This window comes from Bifidobacterium amazonense, from assembly GCF_018555435.2.
Classification (GTDB): Bacteria; Actinomycetota; Actinomycetes; order Actinomycetales; family Bifidobacteriaceae; genus Bifidobacterium; species Bifidobacterium amazonense.
Window position 1 is genome coordinate 1 of record NZ_JAFEJT020000025.1, and the last position, 22128, is coordinate 22128.

Genomic DNA, 22128 nt, shown 5'->3' on the forward strand with positions numbered 1-22128 from the left:
CCCGCGCTGGGGCCGCAACGAGGAGGGTTACGGCGAGGATCCGGTGCTCACCGGCGAGATGGCCGGCGCATACGTTCGCGGCATGCAGGGCGGCGGGCCGGGGGAGACCCGCGACCATCTGCGCATATCCGCCGCGCTCAAGCACTTCTTCGCCAACAACGTGGAGGACGGCCGTTGCGTCACCTCGTCCACCGTCGACGCGCGCAACCGGCGCGAGTACTACTACGAGCCGTTCCGTCGCTGCATCGAGAGGGCTGGCGCGACGTCGGTGATGACCTCGTACAACGCGGTCAACGGCACGGTCGAAATGCATGATCCGCGCGTCGAGGACCTGCTGCACGGCGAGTTCGGGCTGTATGGGCACGTTGTCAGCGACGGCGGCGCGGTGTCGCTGGTACGTGACGCCCGCCACGACACCGACTCGCACGCCGAGACGGTCGCACGCTCGCTCAAGGCCGGCGTCGACTGCATGACCGACGACATGGACATGGTGCATGCCGCCGCGGTCGAGGCGTGGGAGCGCGGACTGATCGACGAGCACGACGTCGACCGTGCGCTGCGTCGGTCGATCACGACCAAGCTGCGGCTTGGTCTGTACGATGCGGTGCCGTCCAATCCGTTCGACGACGTCGCCGAAGCCGATCTCGACTCACCGGAGCATCGCGCGCTCGCGCTGCGTGTCGCCGAAGAGTCCGTGGTGCTGCTCAAGAACGACGGATTGCTGCCGATTGTTTCACGTGAAACCTTGCGTGGGATGCGCGACGACGGTGCACGCGATGCCGACGTGCACGATTCGCACGTGGATAAGGTGGCGGTGATCGGCCCGCTCGCCGACCAGTGGTTCCAGGACTGGTACGGTGGCGAGCCCCCGTTCCGCTCCACGTTGCTCGACGGTGTGCGCCGGGTGCTGGGCGGCCGCGCGGCCGAACCCCGTATCCTGTCAGATGACGGCCTTGACGTGGTGCTGCTGCGATTCGCCGGCCGCTACGCCGCACTGGACGACGATGGTACGCTGCGTGCCGTCGATGACCGCGAGCAGGCCGAACGCTTCCGTCTGCAGGACTGGGGCGACGGTTCCCTAACCCTGCGCGCGCAGTCGACCGGCCTGTACCTGACCGCCGAGGACGACGGCGTGATCCGCGCCGGCAAACGTATCCCGTTCGGCTGGTTCGTCAAGGAAGTGTTCCGCCTGTCCGATGACGGCCGACTGACCACATGGAGCGGCGTGCCGCTGGCCGTGACTGACAACGGCCGTATTCACGCGCTCGCCGAAACCGACCTGAGCGCCCAGCGCATCGGCGTCCCGCAAACGGTTGCCATCGCAACGGGGCCGTCAGACAACGCCGATCCCGCCGCGGCTTCTGCGCCGTCAACTTCCGACGGGGCGGTCGAGCCCGGCCCCGCCGCGTCCGCAACCGGCCTGTCCGACGGCGTCATGCCATCCGGCGACGCGTCGGCGCAGCCCGCCGGCCAACCTGCATTCGCAATCGTAATCGTCGAACACGGTCTCGAACGCGCGGCCGCGCTTGCCGGGCGGGCCGGCACGGTGATCGCCGCCGTCGGCTGTTGCTCGGTCATCAACGGCAAGGAGGACGCCGACCGGCCATCCACCGCGTTCCCGCCCGCGCAACGAGCGCTCGTGCAGACGCTGGTCGCGGCGAATCCACGCACGGCGATGGTGCTGATCAGCAACTACCCGTACGACATCGACTGGGAGCAGGAGCATGTGCCGGCCATCGTGCAGTCCGCGTCCGGCGGCCAGTCGATGGGCGAGGCGATCGCCCGCGTGCTGTTCGGCCTTGCCTCGCCGGCCGGCCGTCTGCCGCAGACGTGGTACGGCGGACGCGTCGTGCTGCCCGACAAGAACGACTACGACATCATCGGCACGAAGCGCACCTACCAATGGCACGACGGCGACGTGCTCTACCCGTTCGGCCACGGACTGACGTACGTTCCGTTCCGCTACGACGATCTGCGCGTGCGCGTCGCATCGCCGGACGACACGCATAGCGGCAACGCCGCGTGCGGCGACGACATCGCGTGCGGTGACAACGATGTGCACGGCGACAACGTTGCCCTGCATGCCAGCGTGCGCATCACCAACGTCGGCACCGTGCCGTCGGACGAGGTCGTGCAGATCTACATCCGTCATCCGCACGAGTCCGGTCCGGCCGCGGAATGCGCGACGCCCGGCATCGTGCCGGCCGAAACGAAACCGCAAGACGAGACGAGGCAGACGCCGACCGCCGGCCCGGTCCCCATGCCGATCCGCCGGCTGGTCGCGTTCCGTCGCGAACGCGCGGTCGAACCGGGGGAGTCGCGTACGGTCACGTTCGCCATCCCGCGCGAGGAACTGCGCGTCTTCGACGTGCGCAAGGGTGACTTCCGCGTGCCGGACGGCGACTATACGGTCGAGGCCGGCGCGTCCAGCCGGGACATTCGCGCGTCCGTCACCGCGAACGTACGTGGCGAGCGGCCTTCGACCCGACCGTTCGGCCGGTGGATCCCGATCGATCACTGGGACTCCGCAGCCGACGTGACGTTGGTCGCCGCCGAACCGCTCCCCGGACATCGCGCAAGCGAGGCGAGCGCCGCGACCGCGCGCGACGACGATCGGCCCGCGCGCGTCACGTTCGCCGGCTTCGCCCCGTTCCCGTGCGGCGCCCGGCTGGAACTGTCCGGCGACGGCCTGGATTGCGTGCGTTTGGACCCGGCCGGCATCGGCTCGGATCGTGTGCGACTGGAACGGTCGGAACCGAACGGTGACGGCTCGAGCGACGCAAGGCCGGAGCAGCCGCAACGGCCCGAATCGAACAACGACGACTTATCCGACCTTGTGCCGGCGAATGACGCGCCGTTGCCGCTGACCGCCACCGCCATCACGCTGTATATACCGCGCGGCGCCACGGTCCGGGGCGTGCGCGTGGTCCGGTAACCGACAAAATCGCTCAAGAAAGGAACGGCAATGAACAATACGGTGCAGCAGCTGATTCAGGACGCGATGAACCGCGCGGTCGACGCGGGCGAGGTCGCCGGCGCGACCATGCTCGTCACTCAGCACGGCGAGGAGCGCTGGTATGCACAGGCCGGCATGGCCGACGTCGCGCAGGGCCGGTCGATGGCGCGCGACACGATCTTCCGCCTGTACTCGCAGTCGAAGCCGGTCACCGGCACGGCCGCGATGATGCTCGTCGAACGCGGCCTGATCGACCTCGGCGAGCCGGTGAGCGACTTCCTGCCCGGATTCAAGAACCAGCGGGTCATCGCACCGGCCGCTGCCGACGCCGCCGGCGCGGCTTCCGGCGACGGCTCGGCCGACGACGAGACGCTGACGAACGACATCCCCACCGACATGGCCGGCACGACCGGCAGCCGCGCGGGCGACGGCGAGCGCACGGTGCCTGTGAACCGTGAGTTGACGGTCAAGGATCTGCTCACGATGACGTCCGGCCTGTCGTATCCGGACGCCTCGCACGAGGTCGGCCGCCTGACCGGCCGGCTGTTCGACGAACTGGACGCGCGTCTGCACGGCCCGGATCCGATGGGCACGATCGAGTTCGCGAACCGGCTTGGCGAGATCCCGCTGCGCTTCCAGCCGGGCTCGCATTGGATGTACGGCACGAGCGCGGACGTGATCGGCGCGATCGTCGAGGTGGCGACCGGCAGGCGGTTCGGTGATTTCCTGCGCGAGGAGATATTCGAACCGCTCGGCATGGCCGACACCGCGTTCTATGTGCCGGAGTCCAAGCTGGACCGGCTGTCCGCATCGTACGACAATCCGGACAATCCGATCGACCCGGCGCATCGGGGGCGCCCGCTGTGCGAGGCGGTCACCGACCATCTCGGCATCGAGTACCGCGGTTCGCGCGATCCGGCGTTCCAGTCGGGCGGCGCGGGACTCAAGTCGACGCTGGACGACTACGCGCGGTTCGGCCAGATGCTGGTGAACGGCGGTGAGCTGGACGGCGTGCGTATCCTGCGTCCCGCGACGGTGCGCGCGATGACGTCGGGCGCGATGTTCGAGCGGCATATCCGCGACTTTGCGGACTGGCTGCCGGGTTGCGACTACAACACGTTCATGCGCGTGGTGAAGGAGCCCGGCAAGTCGATGATGCTGTGCAACCGCGGCGAGATCGGCTGGGACGGCTGGCTGGGCACGTTCTTCACGGACGATCCGAGCACCGGTTCGACGATCCTGGTGATGATGCAGCTGACGAACGCCGGCACCGTGCCGATGACGCGGCGCGTCAAGAACATCGTCACGTCGCATCTCGAGTAGGGGACGTCGCGCCGCGTGCGTTGGTCGGCTGGCGTGATTCTCGCCGAATGCCAACGCTCGGCGCCCATTTGGCGTTGGAAGTCGGCGAGTACTATGGGGCTCTCGCCGAATGCCAACGCGGAGAGGGTCGTGCGCGTTGGTTTTCGGTGGGTAATGTGGGGGTTCTCGCCGAGAACCAACGCTGAGAAGGTCTCGCGCGTTGGTTTTCGACTGGTAGCGGATGTGACGCTGGACGGCCGGGCCGCTGGACGGCTGGGCCGCCGCCCGCGCTACTGGATGGAGCCGGAGGGCATGGTGTAGTCGGGGGCTTCGCGCGGCTTGTCCGGGTCGCCGCTGACCTGCGCGAACGCGCGCAGGAAGATCAGCGACTTCGCGTAGGCGAGCCACGAGAAGCCGAGCAGCACGAAGGCGATGCGGAACCAGCCGGTATAGAGGAACAGGGCCGCGCCGATCACGTCGATGGCGAGCAGGCCGAGCGTGTACTTGAACACGGCCCACGGCATCTTGAACGCGTTGGAGAGCGTGGCGCCGAACGTGTTCGCGTAGCGTGCCTGCAGCGGCGAGTAGTACTCGAAGGTGAGCAGCGTGACCACGCCGACGATGATGAGCACGGGCAGCGTCACGTACGCGAGGTCGGTGTCGAGCGAGCTCCAGAAGACGATGGAGAAGGTCGCGATCGCGATCAGCACGATGAAGATGACGGACGAGCCGAGCGCGGGCAGGAACTCGCGCTTGAATCGCTTGAGATACTCGCGTACGAGATGGATGTCCTCGTTGTCGGTGTAGGCGAAGACCGTACTATATAGTGCGGCGCGGGCCGGCCCGACGGTGACGAGCGGGATGCAGGTGACCAGAAAGACCAGGTTGAGCGCGCAGTAGCGCAGGCAGAGGGCGACGAACTGCCAGAACTTGTTGTCGGGGTCGAACAATTTCATGATTTCCTCCTGCGTCGGGCGTGTCGTTAGCGTTGCACAACGCCGTGTTTCCCTTGGAATTCCAAGTATACACGGCTTATTTATAACTCATTTGACAAGAACTGAAAGTTGCATATAATCTTATTTATAAGTTAATAAATAAGAGTTCTGAGGGCGATGCTTACGGCGAGGAAGTCGGGCAAACGCCGCGGGCTCCGTGCAGAGAAGCAACATCTAAGGAGGAGCGATGCAATCGCAAGAGGAGAGCGGAAGCGTGACGGCGGTCGCGTCCCCGTCCGCTGAAGCGCTTGACGCGAAGAACAAGCGTCGCATGCAGCGCAAGGCGGAGAAGGCTGCGCAGCAGGTGGAATCCAACAAGAAGCACGGCTTCAAGCTGTGGCTGCTGGTCGTCCCGTTCCTGATCCTGTCCGTGCTGTTCAGCTACTTCCCGCTGTTCGGCTGGGTCTACGCGTTCTTCGACTACCAGCCGCCGATCCCGCTGTCCGAGAGCGAATTCGTCGGACTGCAGTGGTTCAAGATGCTGGTGCAGAACCCGGCGCAGCTCAAGACCATCGGCCAGGTGCTCATCAACACCTTCGCGATGTCCGGCCTGAACATCCTCACCTCGTTCTTCCCGCTGGTCTTCGCCATCGCGCTGAACGAAATCCGTTCCAAGTGGTTCAAGAACCTCATCCAGACGCTCACCACGCTGCCGAACTTCATCTCGTGGGTCCTGGTCTACGCCGTGGCGTTCGCGATGTTCTCCTCCACCGGCATGATCAACTCCCTGCTCGAGAACATGCACCTGATCTCCGAGCCGATCAAGTTCCTCGACTCCGACTCGCACACCTGGCTCAAGATGCTGCTGTGGGGCATCTGGAAGGGCCTCGGCTGGGGCTCCATCATGTACCTCGCCGGCATCGCGGGCATCGACCCGGAGCTGTACGAGGCCGCGCAGGTGGACGGCGCCAACCGTCTCCAGCAGATCTGGAACGTGACCATCCCGCAGCTGCTGCCGACCTACTTCGTCCTGCTCATGCTCTCGATCTCCAACTTCCTGAACAACGGCATGGACCAGTACTACGTCTTCCAGAACGCGTTCAACATGCAGCACATCCAGGTCCTTGACCTTTACGTCTACAACATCGGCATGGGCAACAGCTCGCTGTCGCTGGCAACCGCCATCTCCATGCTCAAGTCGCTCGTCAGCGTCGGCCTGCTGATCCTGGTCAACTGGCTGTCCAAGCGCACCCGCGGCGTGTCGATCGTCTGATTCGGTTTCGAGGATTTAAGGAAGAACAATCATGGCAAAGAAAATCAAGCAGGGCGTGGCCCCCGCGATGCGCCGTACGCGCGGCGAGGAAGCCTACAACGTCTTCAACATCTGCTTCTTCGTGATCTTCGCGTTCATCTGCGTGTACCCGTTCTACTACCTGATCATCAACTCGATCTCCGACAACTCGATGTCCTCGGCCGGTGACATCAACTGGCTGCCCCGGGGCATCCACTGGGAGAACTACAAGGCCGTGTTCGGACTCGAGGGCCTGAGCACCGCGGCGTTCATCTCCGTGGCCCGTACCGTGATCGGCACCGTGCTCACCGTCGGCGCCTCCGCCTTCCTCGGCTTCATGTTCACGCAGGAGAAGATGTGGGGCCGCAAGTTCTGGTACCGCTTCATCGTGATCACCATGTACTTCAACGCCGGCCTGATCCCGATGTTCATCACGATGAAGAACCTGCACCTGACCAACAACTTCTGGGTCTACGTGCTCCCGGCCATCGTGCAGCCGTTCAACATCATCCTGGTCAAGACCTTCGTCGAGTCGATCCCGAAGTCGCTGCAGGAGGCCGCCGAGATGGACGGCGCCGGCACGCTGACGGTCTTCTGGAAGATCGTGCTGCCGATGATGTCCCCGATCCTCGCGACGGTCGGCATCTTCTCCGCGGTCGGCCAGTGGAACTCCTTCCAGGACACGCTGATCTACATGACCGACTCCAAGCTGTACTCGCTGCAGTACCTGCTGTACACGTACATCAACCAGGCGAGCTCGCTGGCGTCCGCCGTCAAGGCGAGCGCGGGCACCGGCCTGAACGTGGCGGCCCTCGCCACGGCGCAGACCCCGACCTCGATCCGCATGACGGTCTCCGTGATCGTCGTCCTGCCGATCATGTTCGTCTACCCGTTCTTCCAGCGCTTCTTCGTCAAGGGCATGATGCTCGGCGCGGTCAAGGGCTGATCAAAGACTCATAGAGTGCCCCGGGCTCCCCAACGCGGGGGAGCCCCCGCACGCACCCTGTGCACGACACAGAACACACAGATTTTCAGAATTTTTCCCAACAGGAAAGCACAAGGAGGATCCCCATGGGAATCAAGAAGAAGTTCAGCGCGGTCGTGGCCGCCGGTCTTTCGCTGGCGATGATGGTGTCGCTGGCCGCCTGCGGCGGTGAGGACAAGACCGCGTCCACCGCGGACGACGGCTCGCTGATGACCGTCGACGTCTACGACGATCTGGCCAACTACCAGGGCATCCAGAAGGGCTGGTTCGCCAAGCTCGTCAAGGACAAGTTCAACATCAAGCTGAACATCATCGCCCCGAACGTCGCCGGCGGCTCCACCGTCTTCGACACGCGCGCCGCTTCCGGCGACCTGGGCGACATCGTCATCACCGGCGCCGGCTCGGGCCGTCTGTCCAAGCTGATCAAGGCCAAGCTCATCGACGACATGACCCCGTACCTCGACGGCATGGACAACATCAAGAAGTACTCCGGCGCCTCCGACTCGCTCAACGAGCTCGCCGGCCAGAAGAGCGGCGTGTGGGCCCTGCCGAACTCCGTCTCCTCCAAGTCCCCGACCGAGCCGTCCGAGGGCAACGAGCCGACCTTCGGCCCGTACATCCGCTGGGATCTCTACAAGGAGATCGGCTACCCGGAGATCAAGGACATGGACGACTTCCTGCAGGTGCTCAAGAAGATGCAGGACAAGGCCCGCGCCGACTCCGGCACCAAGGACATCTACGCCCTGTCCCTGTTCAAGGACTGGGACGGCAACATGATGAACAACGCCAAGCAGCCGACCACCTACTACGGCTATGACGAGCTCGGCTTCGTGCTCGCCAAGGCCGACGGCTCCGACTTCCAGTCCATCACCGACGACAACGGCCAGTACGAGAAGGCCCTCGAGTTCTTCAACAAGGCCGATCAGATGGGCCTGGTCGATCCGGAATCCTCCACCCAGAACTACGACACCATGTTCTCCAAGTACCAGAACGGCAAGGTGCTGTTCTCCTTCTGGAGCTACCTCGGCCCGCAGGCGTACAACACCACCGACAACAAGGCCGCCGGCAAGGGCTTCATGATCGCCCCGCTTCAGGACATGCAGATCTTCTCCTACGGCGCCACCCCGAACGGCGGCTCCACCATCATCGCCCTCGGTTCCAAGGCCCAGAACAAGCAGCGCCTCGTCAAGTTCATCGACTGGCTGTACTCCTCTGAAGGCACCTACGCCATGCAGGGCAGCGTCGAAGGCATGAACTACGAGATCAAGGACGGCAAGCCGGTCCTGACCGACCTGGGCAAGAAGCTGCGCAACGACACCAGCACCACCGTGCCGGAGGAGTACGGCGGCGGCTCCTACAAGGACGGCGTCTCCGCGCTCAACTTCGTTACCGAGCTGGGCACCGACATCGACGAGAACACCGGCGAGCCGTACAGCTCCGACATGTGGAGCTCCGTGATCAGCGAGTTCAACAACTCCGCCCTCGAGCAGGACTGGTCCTCCCACATGGGCGGCGCGAAGACCTCCATGGAGTACCTGAAGGCCAACAACAAGCTGCTCGTCGCCCCGGGCTCCAGCTACATCCAGCCCGATGAGGACTCCCAGATCACCACGCTGCGCGGCTCCATCAAGACCGAGATCGTCAACTCCTCCTGGAAGGCCGTGTTCGCCAAGAACGACAGCGAATTCAAGAAGATCTTCAAGAGCATGCAGGATACGGTCAACGGCCTCGGCATCGATCAGGTCCTCGAAGTGGACATGAAGAACGCCAAGGACCAGCAGGCCGCTCGCGAGAAGGTCACCAAGGAATACGCGGATCGCGAGACCTCCGCTGAGTGACGATCCAGCCAGCAGGCCGTTGCCCGCCGCTGATCATCGATAACTGAACCAAGGGGGCGTCGGCGTTCGCAAGACCGCACGACGTCCCCTTTTCCATACCGCGGCTTCACGCCGCGTCCGCGCCCGCACATCCCCGCACGCAACGCCCGCACCCAACACCCAACCCAAAAAGGACATCAACGATGATCGACCTCGCCACCATCGACGCCGTGATCGACAACGGCCCGTACTCCGCAGACTGGGAGTCGCTCTCCCAGGTGCGGGTGCCCGGCTGGTTCCCCGACGCGAAATTCGGCATCTTCACCCACTGGGGCCTGTACACCGTGCCCGAATACCGCAACGAATGGTATTCGCGCAACATGTACATCCAGGGCTACCCCGAATTCGACCATCACCGCGAGGCGTTCGGCCCGCAGAACGAGTTCGGCTACAAGGACTTCATCCCGATGTTCACCGCCGAGAGGTTCGACGCGGACGAATGGCTCGACCTGTTTGCCAAGGCCGGAGCCCGCTACTATTTCCCCGTCTCCGAACACCACGACGGCTACCAGATGTACAGGAGCGAGATCTCGCACTGGAACACCGTCGAAACCGGCCCGCACCGCGACATCATCGGCGAACTGCGCGAGGCGACCCTGCGCCACGGCCTGCACTTCGCGACCAGCAACCACCGCGCCGAGCACTGGTGGTTCATGGGCCACGGCCGCGACTTCGACTCCGACGTGCGCGGTCCCGAGGCGGACGCCAAGGGCGGCTTCTACTGGCCGGCCACGCCCGAACCCGACAACCAGGACCTGTTCTCCGTGCCCAAGCCCACCGAGGAGTACCTCGACGACTGGCTGCTGCGCGTGTGCGAGCTGATCGACAACTACCGTCCGGAGATGCTGTACTTCGACTGGTGGATCCAGCACAACGCGTTCAAGCCGTATGTGAAGAAGCTCGCCGCGTTCTACTACAACCGCGGCGTCGAATGGGGCGTGCCGGTCATCATCTGCTACAAGGACGACGGCATGGCGTGGGGCGCAGGCCTGTTCGACGTCGAACGCGGCGGCCTGTCCACCGCGACGCCGTACGTGTGGCAGACCGACACGGCCATCGCGCGCAACTCGTGGTGCTACACGAACTCGCTCGACTACAAGAGCCTCGCCGAACTCGTCGCGACGCTCGTCGACACGGTCAGCAAGAACGGCAACCTGCTGCTCAACGTCGGCCCGCGAGCCGACGGTTCGATCGCCGCGCACGACCGCGAACTGCTCGAGTCGATCGGCGCGTGGATGGACGCGAACGGCGAGGGCATCTACGGCACGCGACCGTGGCGGTTCGCCGAGGAAGGCACGACGCACGCCGCGGAAGGCTCGTTCGCCGATCAGAACGCGCTCGAATACACGGCCGCCGACTGGCGATTCACCGCGAAGAACGGCGACGTGTACGCGTTCTGTCTCAACCCGGACGGCCAGCGCACGCTCGTCAGCACTACGTTCGCCGCGTACCACGACGGCATCCGCGCGCCGTTCCACGGCATCATCGCCGGCGTCGAACAGCTCGGCGCGGGCCCCGTGCGCTATGAACGCACCAACGACGGCCTCGTCATCGAACCGGCCGAACGCGACGGCGTCGCGCCGAACGTGCCGGTCGGATTCAGGATCACCATCGAGTAGCCGCGCAACGTCCCGCCGCACGCCGCGGCATACCGCCGCACATCGCAGCATACCGCAGCACACCGTACAGAAGAGAGCAACCAATGACCACCATCACCGCAACCAACAAAGCCAAGGCCCGCGAGCTGCTCGCCAAGCTCACGCTCGACGAGAAGGTCGACATCGTCCACGCGGCCGGCCTGTTCAAGTCCGGCGGCGCGCCGCGCGTCGGCGTCCCCGAGTTCCACATGGACGACGGCCCGATGGGCCCGCGCGAGGAACTGGACAACGCCAACTGGGCGCCGCTGTGGAACACGCGCGACCGCGTCACCTACCTGCCGTCCGGATCCGCCGTCGCCTCGACGTGGAGCCGCGAACTGGCCCGCACCGTCGGCGAAGTGCTCGGCGAGGAGGCGCGAGGCCGCGGCAAGGACGTGATCCTCGGCCCCTCGCTCAACATCAAGCGCAGCCCGCTGTGCGGCCGCAACTTCGAATACATGAGTGAGGACCCGTACCTCGCCGGCGAACAGGGCGAACAGTACATCCGCGGCGTGCAGGAGTCCGACGTGGCCGCCTGCGCCAAGCACTACGCGGCCAACAGCCAGGAGACCGACCGTCTCGAGGTCGACGAGACGATCAGCGAGCGCGCCCTGCGCGAGATCTACCTGCCCGCGTTCGAGAAGGCCGTCAAGAAGGGCGGCGTGCTGTCGCTCATGGGCGCGTACAACCTGGTCAACGGCACGCAGTGCTGCGAATCCGCGGAACTGCTTGACCGGATCCTGCGCGACGAGTGGGGCTTCGACGGGTTCGTCGTCTCCGACTGGAGCGCGGTCAAGCGCACGGTCGAAAGCGCCCGCGTAGGCCTGGACGTGGAGATGTCGGTCACGCCGAACTTCGACGAGTACTATTTCGCGAACCCGCTGCGCCGCGCGATCGCCGCCGGCGAGGTGAGCGAGGAGGACGTGGACAGGAAGGTGCTGCGCGTGCTCGCCGTGATGGACGCGCTGCACATGCTGCCGGACGCCGATGGCGCGAAGTCCGCCCGCAAGGCCGGCTCGTACGCGACGCTCGCGCACGCCGCCAAGGTGCTCGACGTGGCGCGCGAGTCGATCGTGCTGCTCAAGAACGATGCCGACGCCGCCGGCCGCACGGTGCTGCCGCTCGACGAGGGCTCGCTGCGCCGCGTGCTGGTCGTCGGCGCGAACGCCGACCGCATCCACTCCAACGGCGGCGGCAGCGCGGTCATCAAGGCGCTGCACGAGGTCACGCCGCTGCTCGGCCTCAACGGCCAGCTCGGCGGCAACGTCGAGATCGAATACGCGCCCGGCTACTACGCCAAGCAGGTCGTGCAGGACGCGTCCTGGCAGGAGGAGAGCCTCGAGAACTCGGTCGGCAGCAACGAATCCGACGAGGAGCGCGCCGCCCGCCTGCGCGACGAGGCCGTGACGCTGGCCCGCGAGTACGCGGCGTCCGGCGACCCGGTGATCTACGTCGGCGGACTCGACCACGAGCATGACCTCGAAGGCCGCGACCGCGAGGATCTGGCGCTGCCGTACGGTCAGGACGAGCTGATCGACGCGCTGCTCGACGCGGCGCCCGACACGGTGCTCGTGTTCGTCGCCGGCTCGCCGATCGCGATGCCGTGGGCCGACCGCGCCCGCGCGATCGTGTGGAACTGGTACAACGGCTGCGAATCCGGCACGGCGCTCGCCGAGACGCTGCTCGGCCGCGTCGATCCGAGCGGCCACCTGCCGGAGACGTTCCCGATCGCGCTCGCCGATTCGCCGGCGCATTCGGTCGGCACGTTCGGGCCGGGCCTGCATGTGCGCTACGACGAGGACATCTACGTCGGCTACCGCTATTTCGAGACTCGCGACGTTCCGGTGCGTTTCTGCTTCGGCCACGGCCTGACCTATACGACGTTCGCGTACGCCGATCTGGACGTGCGCCGCGTGGACGACGAGGTGCGCGTCGCGTTCACCGTGACGAACACGGGCGCGCGCGCCGGCAAGGCCGTGCCGCAGGTGTACTTCGGGCTCGAGGGCACCGGCGAGGACCGTCCGGTCAAGGAGCTGCGCGGATACGAGAAGGTGGCGCTGGAGCCGGGGGAGAGCCGTCAGGTCGAGATCGCGCTGCCGGCCGCCGAGGCGCTGCGCTACTGGTCGAACGGGGCCGAGGGCTCCGGCGCGTACGGTCCGGGCGCGTTCGCCGTGGCCCCCGAGGCTGCCGTGTATGTGGGCGAGTCCGTGCGCGACATCCGCCTGACCGGCCATCTCGGCTGATCGCGGCGTCGCCGGCGTTGTAGTGGTGCGTGGCGGTTTTCTCTCGCCGAGCCATGGCTCGGCGAGAGAAAACCGCCACGCTATATCCGGGGTTGCGGCGTGTCGGAACTTGTTATTTATAGACTTATAAATAAGATAGATACCAAGCACACAGCCGGGGTTCCCGATGCCGGGGGCGGCGGCGAAACTCGCAACGAAGGAGAAGCAACAATGAAGTTCCTCAACGGCGGCTGGCTCGTCAAGGACGGCTTCGACGTCAAGTACGCGGCCAACGTGTACACCGCGAACGTCGAGCCGAAGAAGCTCACCCTGTTCTGCCCGTTCGGCGTGCCGATCCACCACCCGGGCCAGACGCTCGACGGCGGCATCCTCACCATCGAGGTCACCTCCCCGCGCGAGGACATCATCACCACGCGCCTGATCAACTTCAGGAAGGACCGCAGCAACTGCCCGAAGTTCGCGCTCAACGAGTCCGATCCGGACGTCGTCATCGCCGAGACGGACGACAAGTGGTCCTTCACCTCCGGCAAGCTCACGCTGGAGATCGCCAAGGGCGAGTCCATCGACTTCAAGTACATCTACGACGGCAAGACCATCGCCCACTCCGGCTGGCGCGCCAAGGGCCTCGTCACCGATCCGGAAGGCCGTCTGCACGTCTCCGAGCAGCTCGACCTCGGCGTGAGCGAGAAGATCTACGGCCTCGGCGAGCGCTTCACCAACTTCGTCAAGAACGGCCAGACCGTCGACATCTGGAACGAGGACGGCGGCACCGGCACCGAGCAGGCGTACAAGAACATCCCGTTCTACCTGTCCAACAAGGGCTACGGCCTGTACGTCGACAACCCGGGCAAGGTCAGCTTCGAGGTCGGCTCCGAGAAGGTCTCGCGCGTGCAGTTCTCCGTGCCGGGCGAGGAGATGAGCTACTCGGTCATCGGCGGCAAGGACCTCAAGGGCATCCTCAACACCTACACCGACCTGACCGGCAAGCCGCCGCTGGTTCCGGACTGGAGCTACGGCCTGTGGCTGTCCACCTCGTTCACCACCGACTACGACGAGAAGACCGTGATGGAGTTCGTCGACGGCATGGCCGAGCGCAACATCCCGCTGTCCGTCTTCCACTTCGACTGCCGCTGGATGAAGGAGCTCGAGTGGTGCAACTTCGAGTGGGACGAGACCAAGTTCCCCGATCCGGAAGGCCTGCTCAAGAAGCTGCATGACCGCGGCCTGAAGGTCTGCGTGTGGATCAACAGCTACATCGGCCAGAAGTCCCCGCTGTTCGAGGAGGGCGCCAGGAAGGGCTACTTCATCAAGAACACCGACGGCTCCGTCTGGCAGTGGGACAAGTGGCAGGCCGGCATGGCGATCGTCGACTTCACCAACCCCGAGGCCACCAAGTGGTACCAGGACAAGCTCAAGCACCTCGTCGCGCAGGGCGTCGACTGCTTCAAGACCGACTTCGGCGAGCGCATCCCGACCGAAGGCGTGAAGTACTACGACGGTTCCGATCCGGAGCTGATGCACAACTACTACACCTACCTGTACAACAAGGCCGTCTACGACGTGCTCGTCGAGACCAAGGGCGCCGACCAGGCGATCCTGTTCGCCCGTTCCGCGACCGTCGGCGGCCAGCAGTTCCCGGTCCACTGGGGCGGCGACTGCTCGTCCAACTACCCGTCGATGGCGGAGTCGCTGCGCGCCGGCCTGAGCTTCGGCATGTCCGGCTTCGGCTACTGGAGCCACGACATCGCCGGATTCGAGGACAAGCCGACCCCGGACCTGTTCAAGCGCTGGACCCAGTTCGGCCTGCTCTCCTCGCACTCGCGCTACCACGGCTCCACCGAGTACAAGGTGCCGTGGCTGTACGGCGACGAGGCGGTCGAGGTGTCGCGCGAGTTCACCGAGCTCAAGCTCAAGCTCAAGCCGTACCTCGAGGCCATGGCCAAGGAGACCCACGAGACCGGCGTGCCGATGATGCGCGCGATGGTGCTCGAGTTCCCGACCGACCCGGCCTGCGAGGACATCGACACCCAGTACATGCTGGGCGACGACCTGCTGGTCGCCCCGGTGTTCTCCGAGGACGGCACGGCGCGCTTCTACGTGCCGGACGCGGGCGGCGACCATGCCGGCGAGGCGTGGGCCAACCTGCTGACCGGCAAGACCTACGAGCCGGGCCGCTGGTACACCGAGCAGTACGACTACCACACCCTGCCGGTGCTCGTGCGCCCGGGCTCCGACCCGCTCAACGCCTGACGGTCCCCGCCCGATAAGGCACCGTCGACATGACCCCGCGGCGCGAATCGTCCCGTTCGATTCGCGCCGCCTTCGTACTCCCGCGCAACAAGGACGTTTCCCCATGACACTGTTCAACTGCCAGCCGGCACGGCGCATCGCCTCCGGATTCCACCCCGACCCGACCATCTGCGAGAAGCCCGACGGCGGCTACTACATGGTCAACAGCTCGTTCGAGTTCTTCCCCGGCATGCCCGTGTTCGAATCCGAGGACGGCGAGCACTGGCGCAAGATCGGCGACGCGATGAACCGCGAGGCCCAGTTCCCCTACGAGACGATGGGCAACAGCCAGGGCATCTACGCGCCCACGCTGCGCTGGCACGACGGCACGTACTACCTGATCGTCACCAACGTGAACAAGGGCAACATGATCCTCACCACGGCCGACCCGCACGCCGGCTGGTCCGATCCGATCTGGGTCGAAGGATGGCCCGGCATCGACCCGAGCCTGTTCTTCGACGACGACGGCACCGCGTACATCTGCGGCAACGAGGGCGGCGAGCCGGACGAGAACGGCGAGCGCGAGCCCGCCGGCATCTACCTGTCGAAGATCGACGTGGAGACCGGCACCGTGCTCACCAAACGCCAGCGCATCTGCGGCGGCATCACCGGATCGAACCCGGAGGGTCCGCACATGTACAAGCGCGGCGGCACGTATTACCTGATGTGGGCCGAGGGCGGCACCGAATCCGGCCACATGGAGAACATCGCGCGCTCTTCCAGCCCGACCGGACCGTACGAGATGTACCCCGGCAACCCGCTGATCACCAACCGCTCCACGCATCTGACCCTGCAGGCCATCGGCCACTGCGACTGCGCGCACTTCGACGCCGACAGCACGCTCATGGTCTTCCATGGCACGCGCAACAACGACGAATACCCGGCGCAGGGCTGGATCGGCCGCGAGCCGTACGCCGTGTGGTTCACCTGGCAGGACGGCTGGCCGTGCCTCGCCGACCAGTCGTACGACTGCGCGCTGGACGGCTGCGGCGAGTCGCTGGAACGCGACGTGGAGTGGATCACGCCGGCGATCGACAAGGCCGGCCGGTTCACCGTCTCCGGCGGCGACAAGCACGCCGCGGCCACGTGCGTGCCGCGCGCGGACGGACTGCTGTGCGATTCGAACGGCGTGACGATCGACGTGCACGCGGCCGACCAGTCGTTCGATCTGACGGACGGTCCGACGATGGTCGGCACCCGGCAGACCGACTTCCGCTGCGAGTTCGGCGCGACGATCGCCGACGCGCGCGAGCTGACGCACGGCGAGACCGGCGTGGCCGTGTACGCGAACGCGAACCACTATCTGACGCTCGGCGTGCACGCGGCCGACGACGACGGCCTGCTGCGCGTCGAGGCGGTCGCGCACAACGCGGGACTCGTCTCGGTCGTCGGCGCGGTCAACGAGTCCGCGGACGCGACGTTGCGGCTCGTCGTGCGCGGCGACGACTACGGCTACGCGTTCGCCGTGCGCAACACGTTCACCGGCGAGGAGCAGCCGCTCGGCCGCATCCCCGGCAAGGTGCTCAGCTTCGTCAACGCCGGCGGCTTCACCGGCATCCTGCTCGGCGTGTACGCGCACGGCCGCGGCGAGATCACCTTCACCGACGTGCGCTACACGGTGTGAACGAGACGGTGTGAGAAAGGAACGAGACCAATGACGCAACCGATGTTCGACCACTTCCTGTTCGGCGGCGACTGGAACCCCGAACAGTGGCCCGAGGAGACGTGGGAGCACGATATCGAGATGCTCTCCCACGCGCACATCAACGAGGCCACGATCAACGTGTTCTCGTGGACGCTGCTGCAGCCGGACGAGACCACGTACGATTTCAGCCGGCTCGACACGATCGTCGGCCTGCTCGTCAAGCACGGGTTCAATATCGTGCTCGCCACCGGCACCGCCGCGCTGCCCGCGTGGATGGTGCGCGAGCATCCCGAGATGATCCGCACCGAAGTCAACGGCAGACGCCACGTCTTCGGCGGCCGGCACAACTTCTGCCCGACCTCCGACTACTTCCGCGGCATGTCCGGCAGACTCGCCGGCAAACTCGCCGAACGCTACGCCGGCACCCCCGGACTGGTCGCCTGGCATATCGGCAACGAGTACGGCGGAGGCGGCGGCATGTGCTACTGCGGGCACTGCGCGGCCGCGTTCCGCGAATGGCTCAAGGCCAAGTACGGCACGCTCGAGGCGCTCAACCGGGCGTGGTGCGCGAACTTCTGGAGCCACACGATCACCGACTGGGCCGACGTGGTGCCGCCGGTCGACTACGGCGACGGCATCGGCACCGAAAAATGCGTGGTCTCCGGACTGCTCGTCGACTACCGCCGCTTCCAGAACGAGGCGCAGCTCGCCTGCTTCACGAACGAACGCGACGCGGTGCGCGCGTTCGACAAGGCGACGCCGATCACCACGAACCTGATGGCCACGTTCAAGGACCTCGACTACTTCGCATGGGGACGCGAAATGGACATGGTCAGCTGGGACAACTACCCGGGCATGGGCATGCCGTCCAGCCGCGTGGCCATGAACCACGACCTGATGCGCGGCGTGGGCGGCGGCAAGCCGTTCATGCTCATGGAGCAGACCCCGAACCAGCAGAACTGGTTCCCGTACTGCAAGGTCAAGCGCCCCGGCGAGGTGGCCGCCCTGAGCTGGCAGGCCGTCGCGCACGGCGCCGACACCGTGCAGTTCTTCCAGATGCGCCAGTCGCTCGGCGGATGCGAACGCTTCCACGGCGCGGTGATCGCGCACGACGGCACCGAGGAGTCGCGCGTGTTCCGCGAGACCTCCAATCTCGGCGAGGCGCTCGCCAAGGTCGGCCCGTCGGTCATGGGCTCGCTGGTGCGCCCCCGCGTCGCGGTCATGTTCGACTGGGAGAGCTACTGGTCGCTGGAAGGCTGCGTGGGCCCGACCACCGGGTTCTCGTATCCGGAGGAGGTGCACCGCTTCTACCGCGCGTTCAACAAGCGCAACATCGCGGTCGACATCATCCCCAGCACCACGCCGGCCGACGAGCTCGCCAAGTACGCGGTCGTCGTCGCGCCCGCGCTCATCATGGTCAAGCCGGGCGTGGCCGAGGCGATTGATGCGTACGTTCGCGGCGGCGGACGGTTCGTCACCGGCTACATGAGCGGCATCCACGACGAGCACGACCTCGTGATCCCCGGCGGCTACCCGGGGCCGTTCCGCGCGCTCGCCGGCGTGTGGGCCGAGGAGATCGACGCGATCGCGCCCGGCGAGACGATCCCGGTCGTCTTCTGCGGCGGCGCCGACTGTGCGGGCCGCGCCGACCGCTGCGCCGGCTGCGCGGAACGACGCGCCGGCTCGCACGAGGCCGCAGGTGAGATCGTCGCGTCGATCATGCATCTCGAAGGCGCGCACGCGCTCGCCGTGTACGGCGGCGACGACTTCTACGCCGGCACGCCGGCCGTCACCGTGAACACGGTCGGCGACGGCGAGACGTACTACGTCGGCACGCCGCTCGACGAGGCCGGCATGGACGCGCTCGTCGAACCGATCGCCGTCGCGGCCGGACTCGCGCCGATCACGACCCCCGACGGCGTCGAGATCGCGCGCCGGTACGCGGACGACGGACGCACGATCACGTTCGTGATCAACCTGACCGATCGCGAGCAGACCGTGGACCTGCCGAACGATCTGGCCGGGGCGGGCGACCTGCTGGCCGATGGTGACGGAGCCGCCGCGCCGCTCGGCGAGAAGCTCGCGCTCGCGCCGTATCAGGTCGTGGTGGCCGAGACGGCAGGAGCCGGCGAACGCTGACCCATGCGGTCGTACAATCGACCGCATGGGCGACAAGGAGGAAGCCATGGAAAGCAATCGCGTGCTGACCTTCGACGTGGGCCAGCGATTCATCCGCCACAGTGTGATCACGGACGGCAGGCAGGACGTGCCGTCGTCGTTCGCCACGCCCACCGAGGACTCGCAGGCCCTGTTCGACGGGCTTGCGAACGTGGTCGAGCAGCGGCGCGGCGACATCGACGGCATCGCGCTCAGCCTGCCCGGATTCGTCGACGTGCGCCGGCAGCGGATCGTCGTCGGCGGCGCGATCAACGCGCTCTACCAGCAGGACATCGGCGTGGAACTGCGTCGGCGCATCGGCGACGATCTGCCGATCTGGGTCGAAAACGACGCGAACTGCGTCGCCATCGCCGAAAAATACGCGGGCAACGCGCGCAAGCTCGACGATTTCGTCGTCTTCACCGTCATGGACACCGGCGTGGGCGGTGCGCTCTTCCTCGACGGGCACATCCGCCGCGGACGCGACTGGCGGGCCGGCGAGCTCGGCATGATGATCACCAACTACCAGATGGAGGGCGCGCGCTCGCTGCACGAGTTCTCGTCGACGAACTCGCTGGGCCACCGCTATGCGGCCAAATTCGGCGGTCCGGCCGACTTCGTGGTGCCGTCCAGCCTGATGAGGCGCATGAACGAGCCGGGCGTGCGCGAACTGGTCGAGGAATGGGTGCGCTACATCGCGGTCGGCATCTACAACGTCGTGGTGACGCTCGACCCCGAATGCGTGCTGCTCGGCGGGCCGATCTGCCAGGAGACCGCGTTCCTGCCGCTGGTGCGCGAGGCGCTGGCGGAGATCCCCAACTGGAAGGACTTCGAGACGCCGATCAAACGCTGCCGCAACGCCAGCTACGCGGGCATGCTCGGCGCATACTACGCGTTCGTGCACGAGGTGCGCGGCGCCGGCCTGACCACGGCCGACTAGACCTCGCGCGACTGCAGCGTGAGAGGCAGCAGACAGCCGGATTCCGGATCGTATTCGGACGGGTCGCGGAATCCGGCCCACGTCTCCTCGGGGAAGATCTCGTCGGAGAACGCCAGCCACTCCTCGAGCAGGTTGACCGAATGGTCGGCGAGCCAACGGTACTGCAGGCCGTCCATCGCCGACATCGCCAGCGTGTAGATGTGGTAGAAGCGCTCCTCGTCATAGCCGTCGGGCAGCACCCAGTTCATCGAGCCGATCTGCTCCCAGTTGCGCAGATGACGGCCGATGAAGAAACGGTGAGCCGGATGCTCCGGATTGAGCGCCTCGCCGTTGAGCATGGCGAACAACTGCACCATCTCCGGGCGCTGCAGGTTGTAGAGCACCACGTTGACGCAGTAGCGCGGATAGTAGTAGACGCGATGGCCGTCGCAGTCGGCCGCCGACGAGGTCGACGCGTTGTATTCGTCGGCCTCCGGCGTATCGTAGCCCTCCGCGAGCACCATGTTGAGCAGTTCGTTCTTCGAGCGGATGTAATGGTAGAGCGCCGCCTCGGTGATGCCGATCTCGTCGGCGATGTCCTGCAGCGACATGCCCCAGAAGCCCTTGGACGCGATGACCGTGACCGCCGCCTGCATGATCTGCAGATGCCGCTCCTCCGGGCTCATACGCTTGCGTTTGGCGAACGTGGTGCCGCTCGTCGTGTCGCGCACCATCGCATGCTCCGTGGTGCGCGAGGCCGCAGGCCAGCTGGACTGGTCGTCCAGGAAACGTTCCCATGCCGCAACGGTCATCGTCATCTCCTTTGGTTGGCAAGGGTTGGCAGACTATCAAGACTACCCTTGAACATACTCCGGAACGTACCCCCGAATGATGTCGGACCGGTTGCGGCCGCCCGTTCCTGTGAACGCAACCGCAACCGGGCCGGAATGCCGGGGATCAGCGGGCCGAGCCGGGCTCAGCCGGGCTCAGCCGAAGAGACGGCCGAGCCAGTCGATGGCAAGCCGGGGCCAGACCTGGATGCAGGGGAAGATGTTGCCCTTGCCGCCCCATGCGGTCTCCTCGGTGCCGAGCGCCAGTCCGTGGCCGCCCTCGGGGAACAGGTGCGCTTCGACGCTCACGCCCGCCGCCTTGCATGCGGAGATCATCATGAGCGTGTTCTCCATCGGCACGCAGTCGTCCGGCACGGTGTGCCAGGCGAACACCGGCGGGGTCTTCGCGTCGATGTGCTTCTCGATCGACAGCTTGTCGAGCCAGGCCTGATCGTCCTTGCGGTCCGGGCCGAGCAGCGCGTCGAAGCTGCCGCGGTGGGCGAGCGGGCCGGACGTGATGACCGGGTAGCCGAGCATGAGCGCGTTCGGGCGCACCGCGTCCGGATCGTAGCCGTTCGCGGCCAGATCGTCGTCGCCGGCGGTGGTCGCGAGATTCGCGGCCAGATGGCCGCCCGCGGAGAAGCCGATCACGGCGATGCGCTCCGGGTCGGTGTGCCATTCGTCCGCATGCGCGCGGATCAGACGCATCGCCTCGGCCGCCTCGCACAGCGCGGTCGGATACAGGCTCGGCTTGCACGAGTAGCGCAGCACGAACGCGTTGTAGCCGGCGCCCACGAACTTGAGCGCGATCGGCTCGGCCTCGCGGTCGGAGGTCATCTCATATCCGCCGCCCGGGATCACCAGCACGGCCGGACGCCGGCGGTCCATGTCGACCTCCGGCGAATTGTCGATCACATAGCCGACGAACCTCGCCTCGGTGCCGTCGGTGCCGTCGATGGTCTGGTCGATGTACTGCATAAAGCCTTCTTTCCTTGACATTCCGCGGCTCTCCCGGCCCGGGGAGCCGTCCTGCGAAGCATGGCCGAGGGGCGGCCGGACGTG

At 66.1% G+C, this 22128-nt stretch carries 14 protein-coding genes; 11 read left to right on the forward strand and 3 right to left on the reverse strand.

What is annotated here, in order from left to right; genetic code table 11:
• The coding region (locus tag JS533_RS07090; protein ID WP_241513741.1) for a beta-glucosidase at nt 1–2935 on the forward strand (2935 nt) is incomplete at its 5' end.
• Between the two features lie 30 nt (nt 2936–2965).
• Nucleotides 2966–4279: a serine hydrolase domain-containing protein gene (locus JS533_RS07095; protein ID WP_241513742.1), complete on the forward strand. Its 1314-nt coding sequence runs from the start codon at nt 2966–2968 to the stop codon at nt 4277–4279.
• Nucleotides 4280–4548: 269 nt separating this feature from the next.
• Here JS533_RS07095 and JS533_RS07100 read toward each other — a convergent pair whose 3' ends face one another.
• Nucleotides 4549–5214, reverse strand: coding sequence for a YesL family protein (locus JS533_RS07100; protein WP_241513743.1), 666 nt, complete (start codon nt 5212–5214; stop codon nt 4549–4551).
• A gap of 226 nt (nt 5215–5440) precedes the next feature.
• Between JS533_RS07100 and JS533_RS07105 the strand changes: the two genes are divergently transcribed.
• The 9 genes from JS533_RS07105 (at nt 5441) to JS533_RS07145 (ending at nt 20257) form a co-directional block, all read left to right on the forward strand.
• Nucleotides 5441–6466, forward strand: a complete 1026-nt coding sequence (locus JS533_RS07105; RefSeq protein WP_241513744.1) for an ABC transporter permease — start codon at nt 5441–5443, stop codon at nt 6464–6466.
• 31 nt (nt 6467–6497) lie between these two features.
• Nucleotides 6498–7430, forward strand: a complete 933-nt coding sequence (locus JS533_RS07110; protein ID WP_241513745.1) for a carbohydrate ABC transporter permease — start codon at nt 6498–6500, stop codon at nt 7428–7430.
• 125 nt (nt 7431–7555) lie between these two features.
• Nucleotides 7556–9307 carry a type 2 periplasmic-binding domain-containing protein gene (locus JS533_RS07115; protein ID WP_241513746.1) on the forward strand — a complete coding sequence of 584 codons (1752 nt, stop codon included), beginning with the start codon at nt 7556–7558 and terminating at the stop codon, nt 9305–9307.
• A gap of 182 nt (nt 9308–9489) precedes the next feature.
• The gene (locus JS533_RS07120) at nt 9490–10965 is read left to right on the forward strand and encodes an alpha-L-fucosidase (protein WP_241513747.1); all 1476 of its coding nucleotides are present in this window, start codon (nt 9490–9492) and stop codon (nt 10963–10965) included.
• A gap of 83 nt (nt 10966–11048) precedes the next feature.
• Entirely contained in the window at nt 11049–13226 is a 2178-nt protein-coding gene (locus JS533_RS07125) for a beta-glucosidase family protein (RefSeq protein WP_241513748.1), read from the forward strand.
• A 210-nt stretch (nt 13227–13436) separates the two neighbouring features.
• Nucleotides 13437–15476 (forward strand): alpha-xylosidase, encoded by a 2040-nt coding sequence (gene yicI / locus JS533_RS07130; protein ID WP_241513749.1) that lies wholly within the window; start codon nt 13437–13439, stop codon nt 15474–15476.
• Nucleotides 15477–15579: 103 nt separating this feature from the next.
• Nucleotides 15580–17139: a glycoside hydrolase family 43 protein gene (locus tag JS533_RS07135; RefSeq protein WP_241513750.1), complete on the forward strand. Its 1560-nt coding sequence runs from the start codon at nt 15580–15582 to the stop codon at nt 17137–17139.
• Nucleotides 17140–17169: 30 nt separating this feature from the next.
• Entirely contained in the window at nt 17170–19299 is a 2130-nt protein-coding gene (locus tag JS533_RS07140) for a beta-galactosidase (protein ID WP_241513751.1), read from the forward strand.
• A gap of 25 nt (nt 19300–19324) precedes the next feature.
• Nucleotides 19325–20257: an ROK family protein gene (locus JS533_RS07145; RefSeq protein WP_241513752.1), complete on the forward strand. Its 933-nt coding sequence runs from the start codon at nt 19325–19327 to the stop codon at nt 20255–20257.
• Here JS533_RS07145 and JS533_RS07150 read toward each other — a convergent pair.
• Nucleotides 20254–21048, reverse strand: a complete 795-nt coding sequence (locus tag JS533_RS07150) for a TetR/AcrR family transcriptional regulator (RefSeq protein ID WP_241513753.1) — start codon at nt 21046–21048, stop codon at nt 20254–20256. The genes JS533_RS07145 and JS533_RS07150 overlap by 4 nt on opposite strands.
• 174 nt (nt 21049–21222) lie before the next feature.
• Entirely contained in the window at nt 21223–22044 is an 822-nt protein-coding gene (locus JS533_RS07155; protein ID WP_241513754.1) for an alpha/beta hydrolase, read from the reverse strand.
• Between the last annotated feature and the right edge of the window lie 84 nt (nt 22045–22128).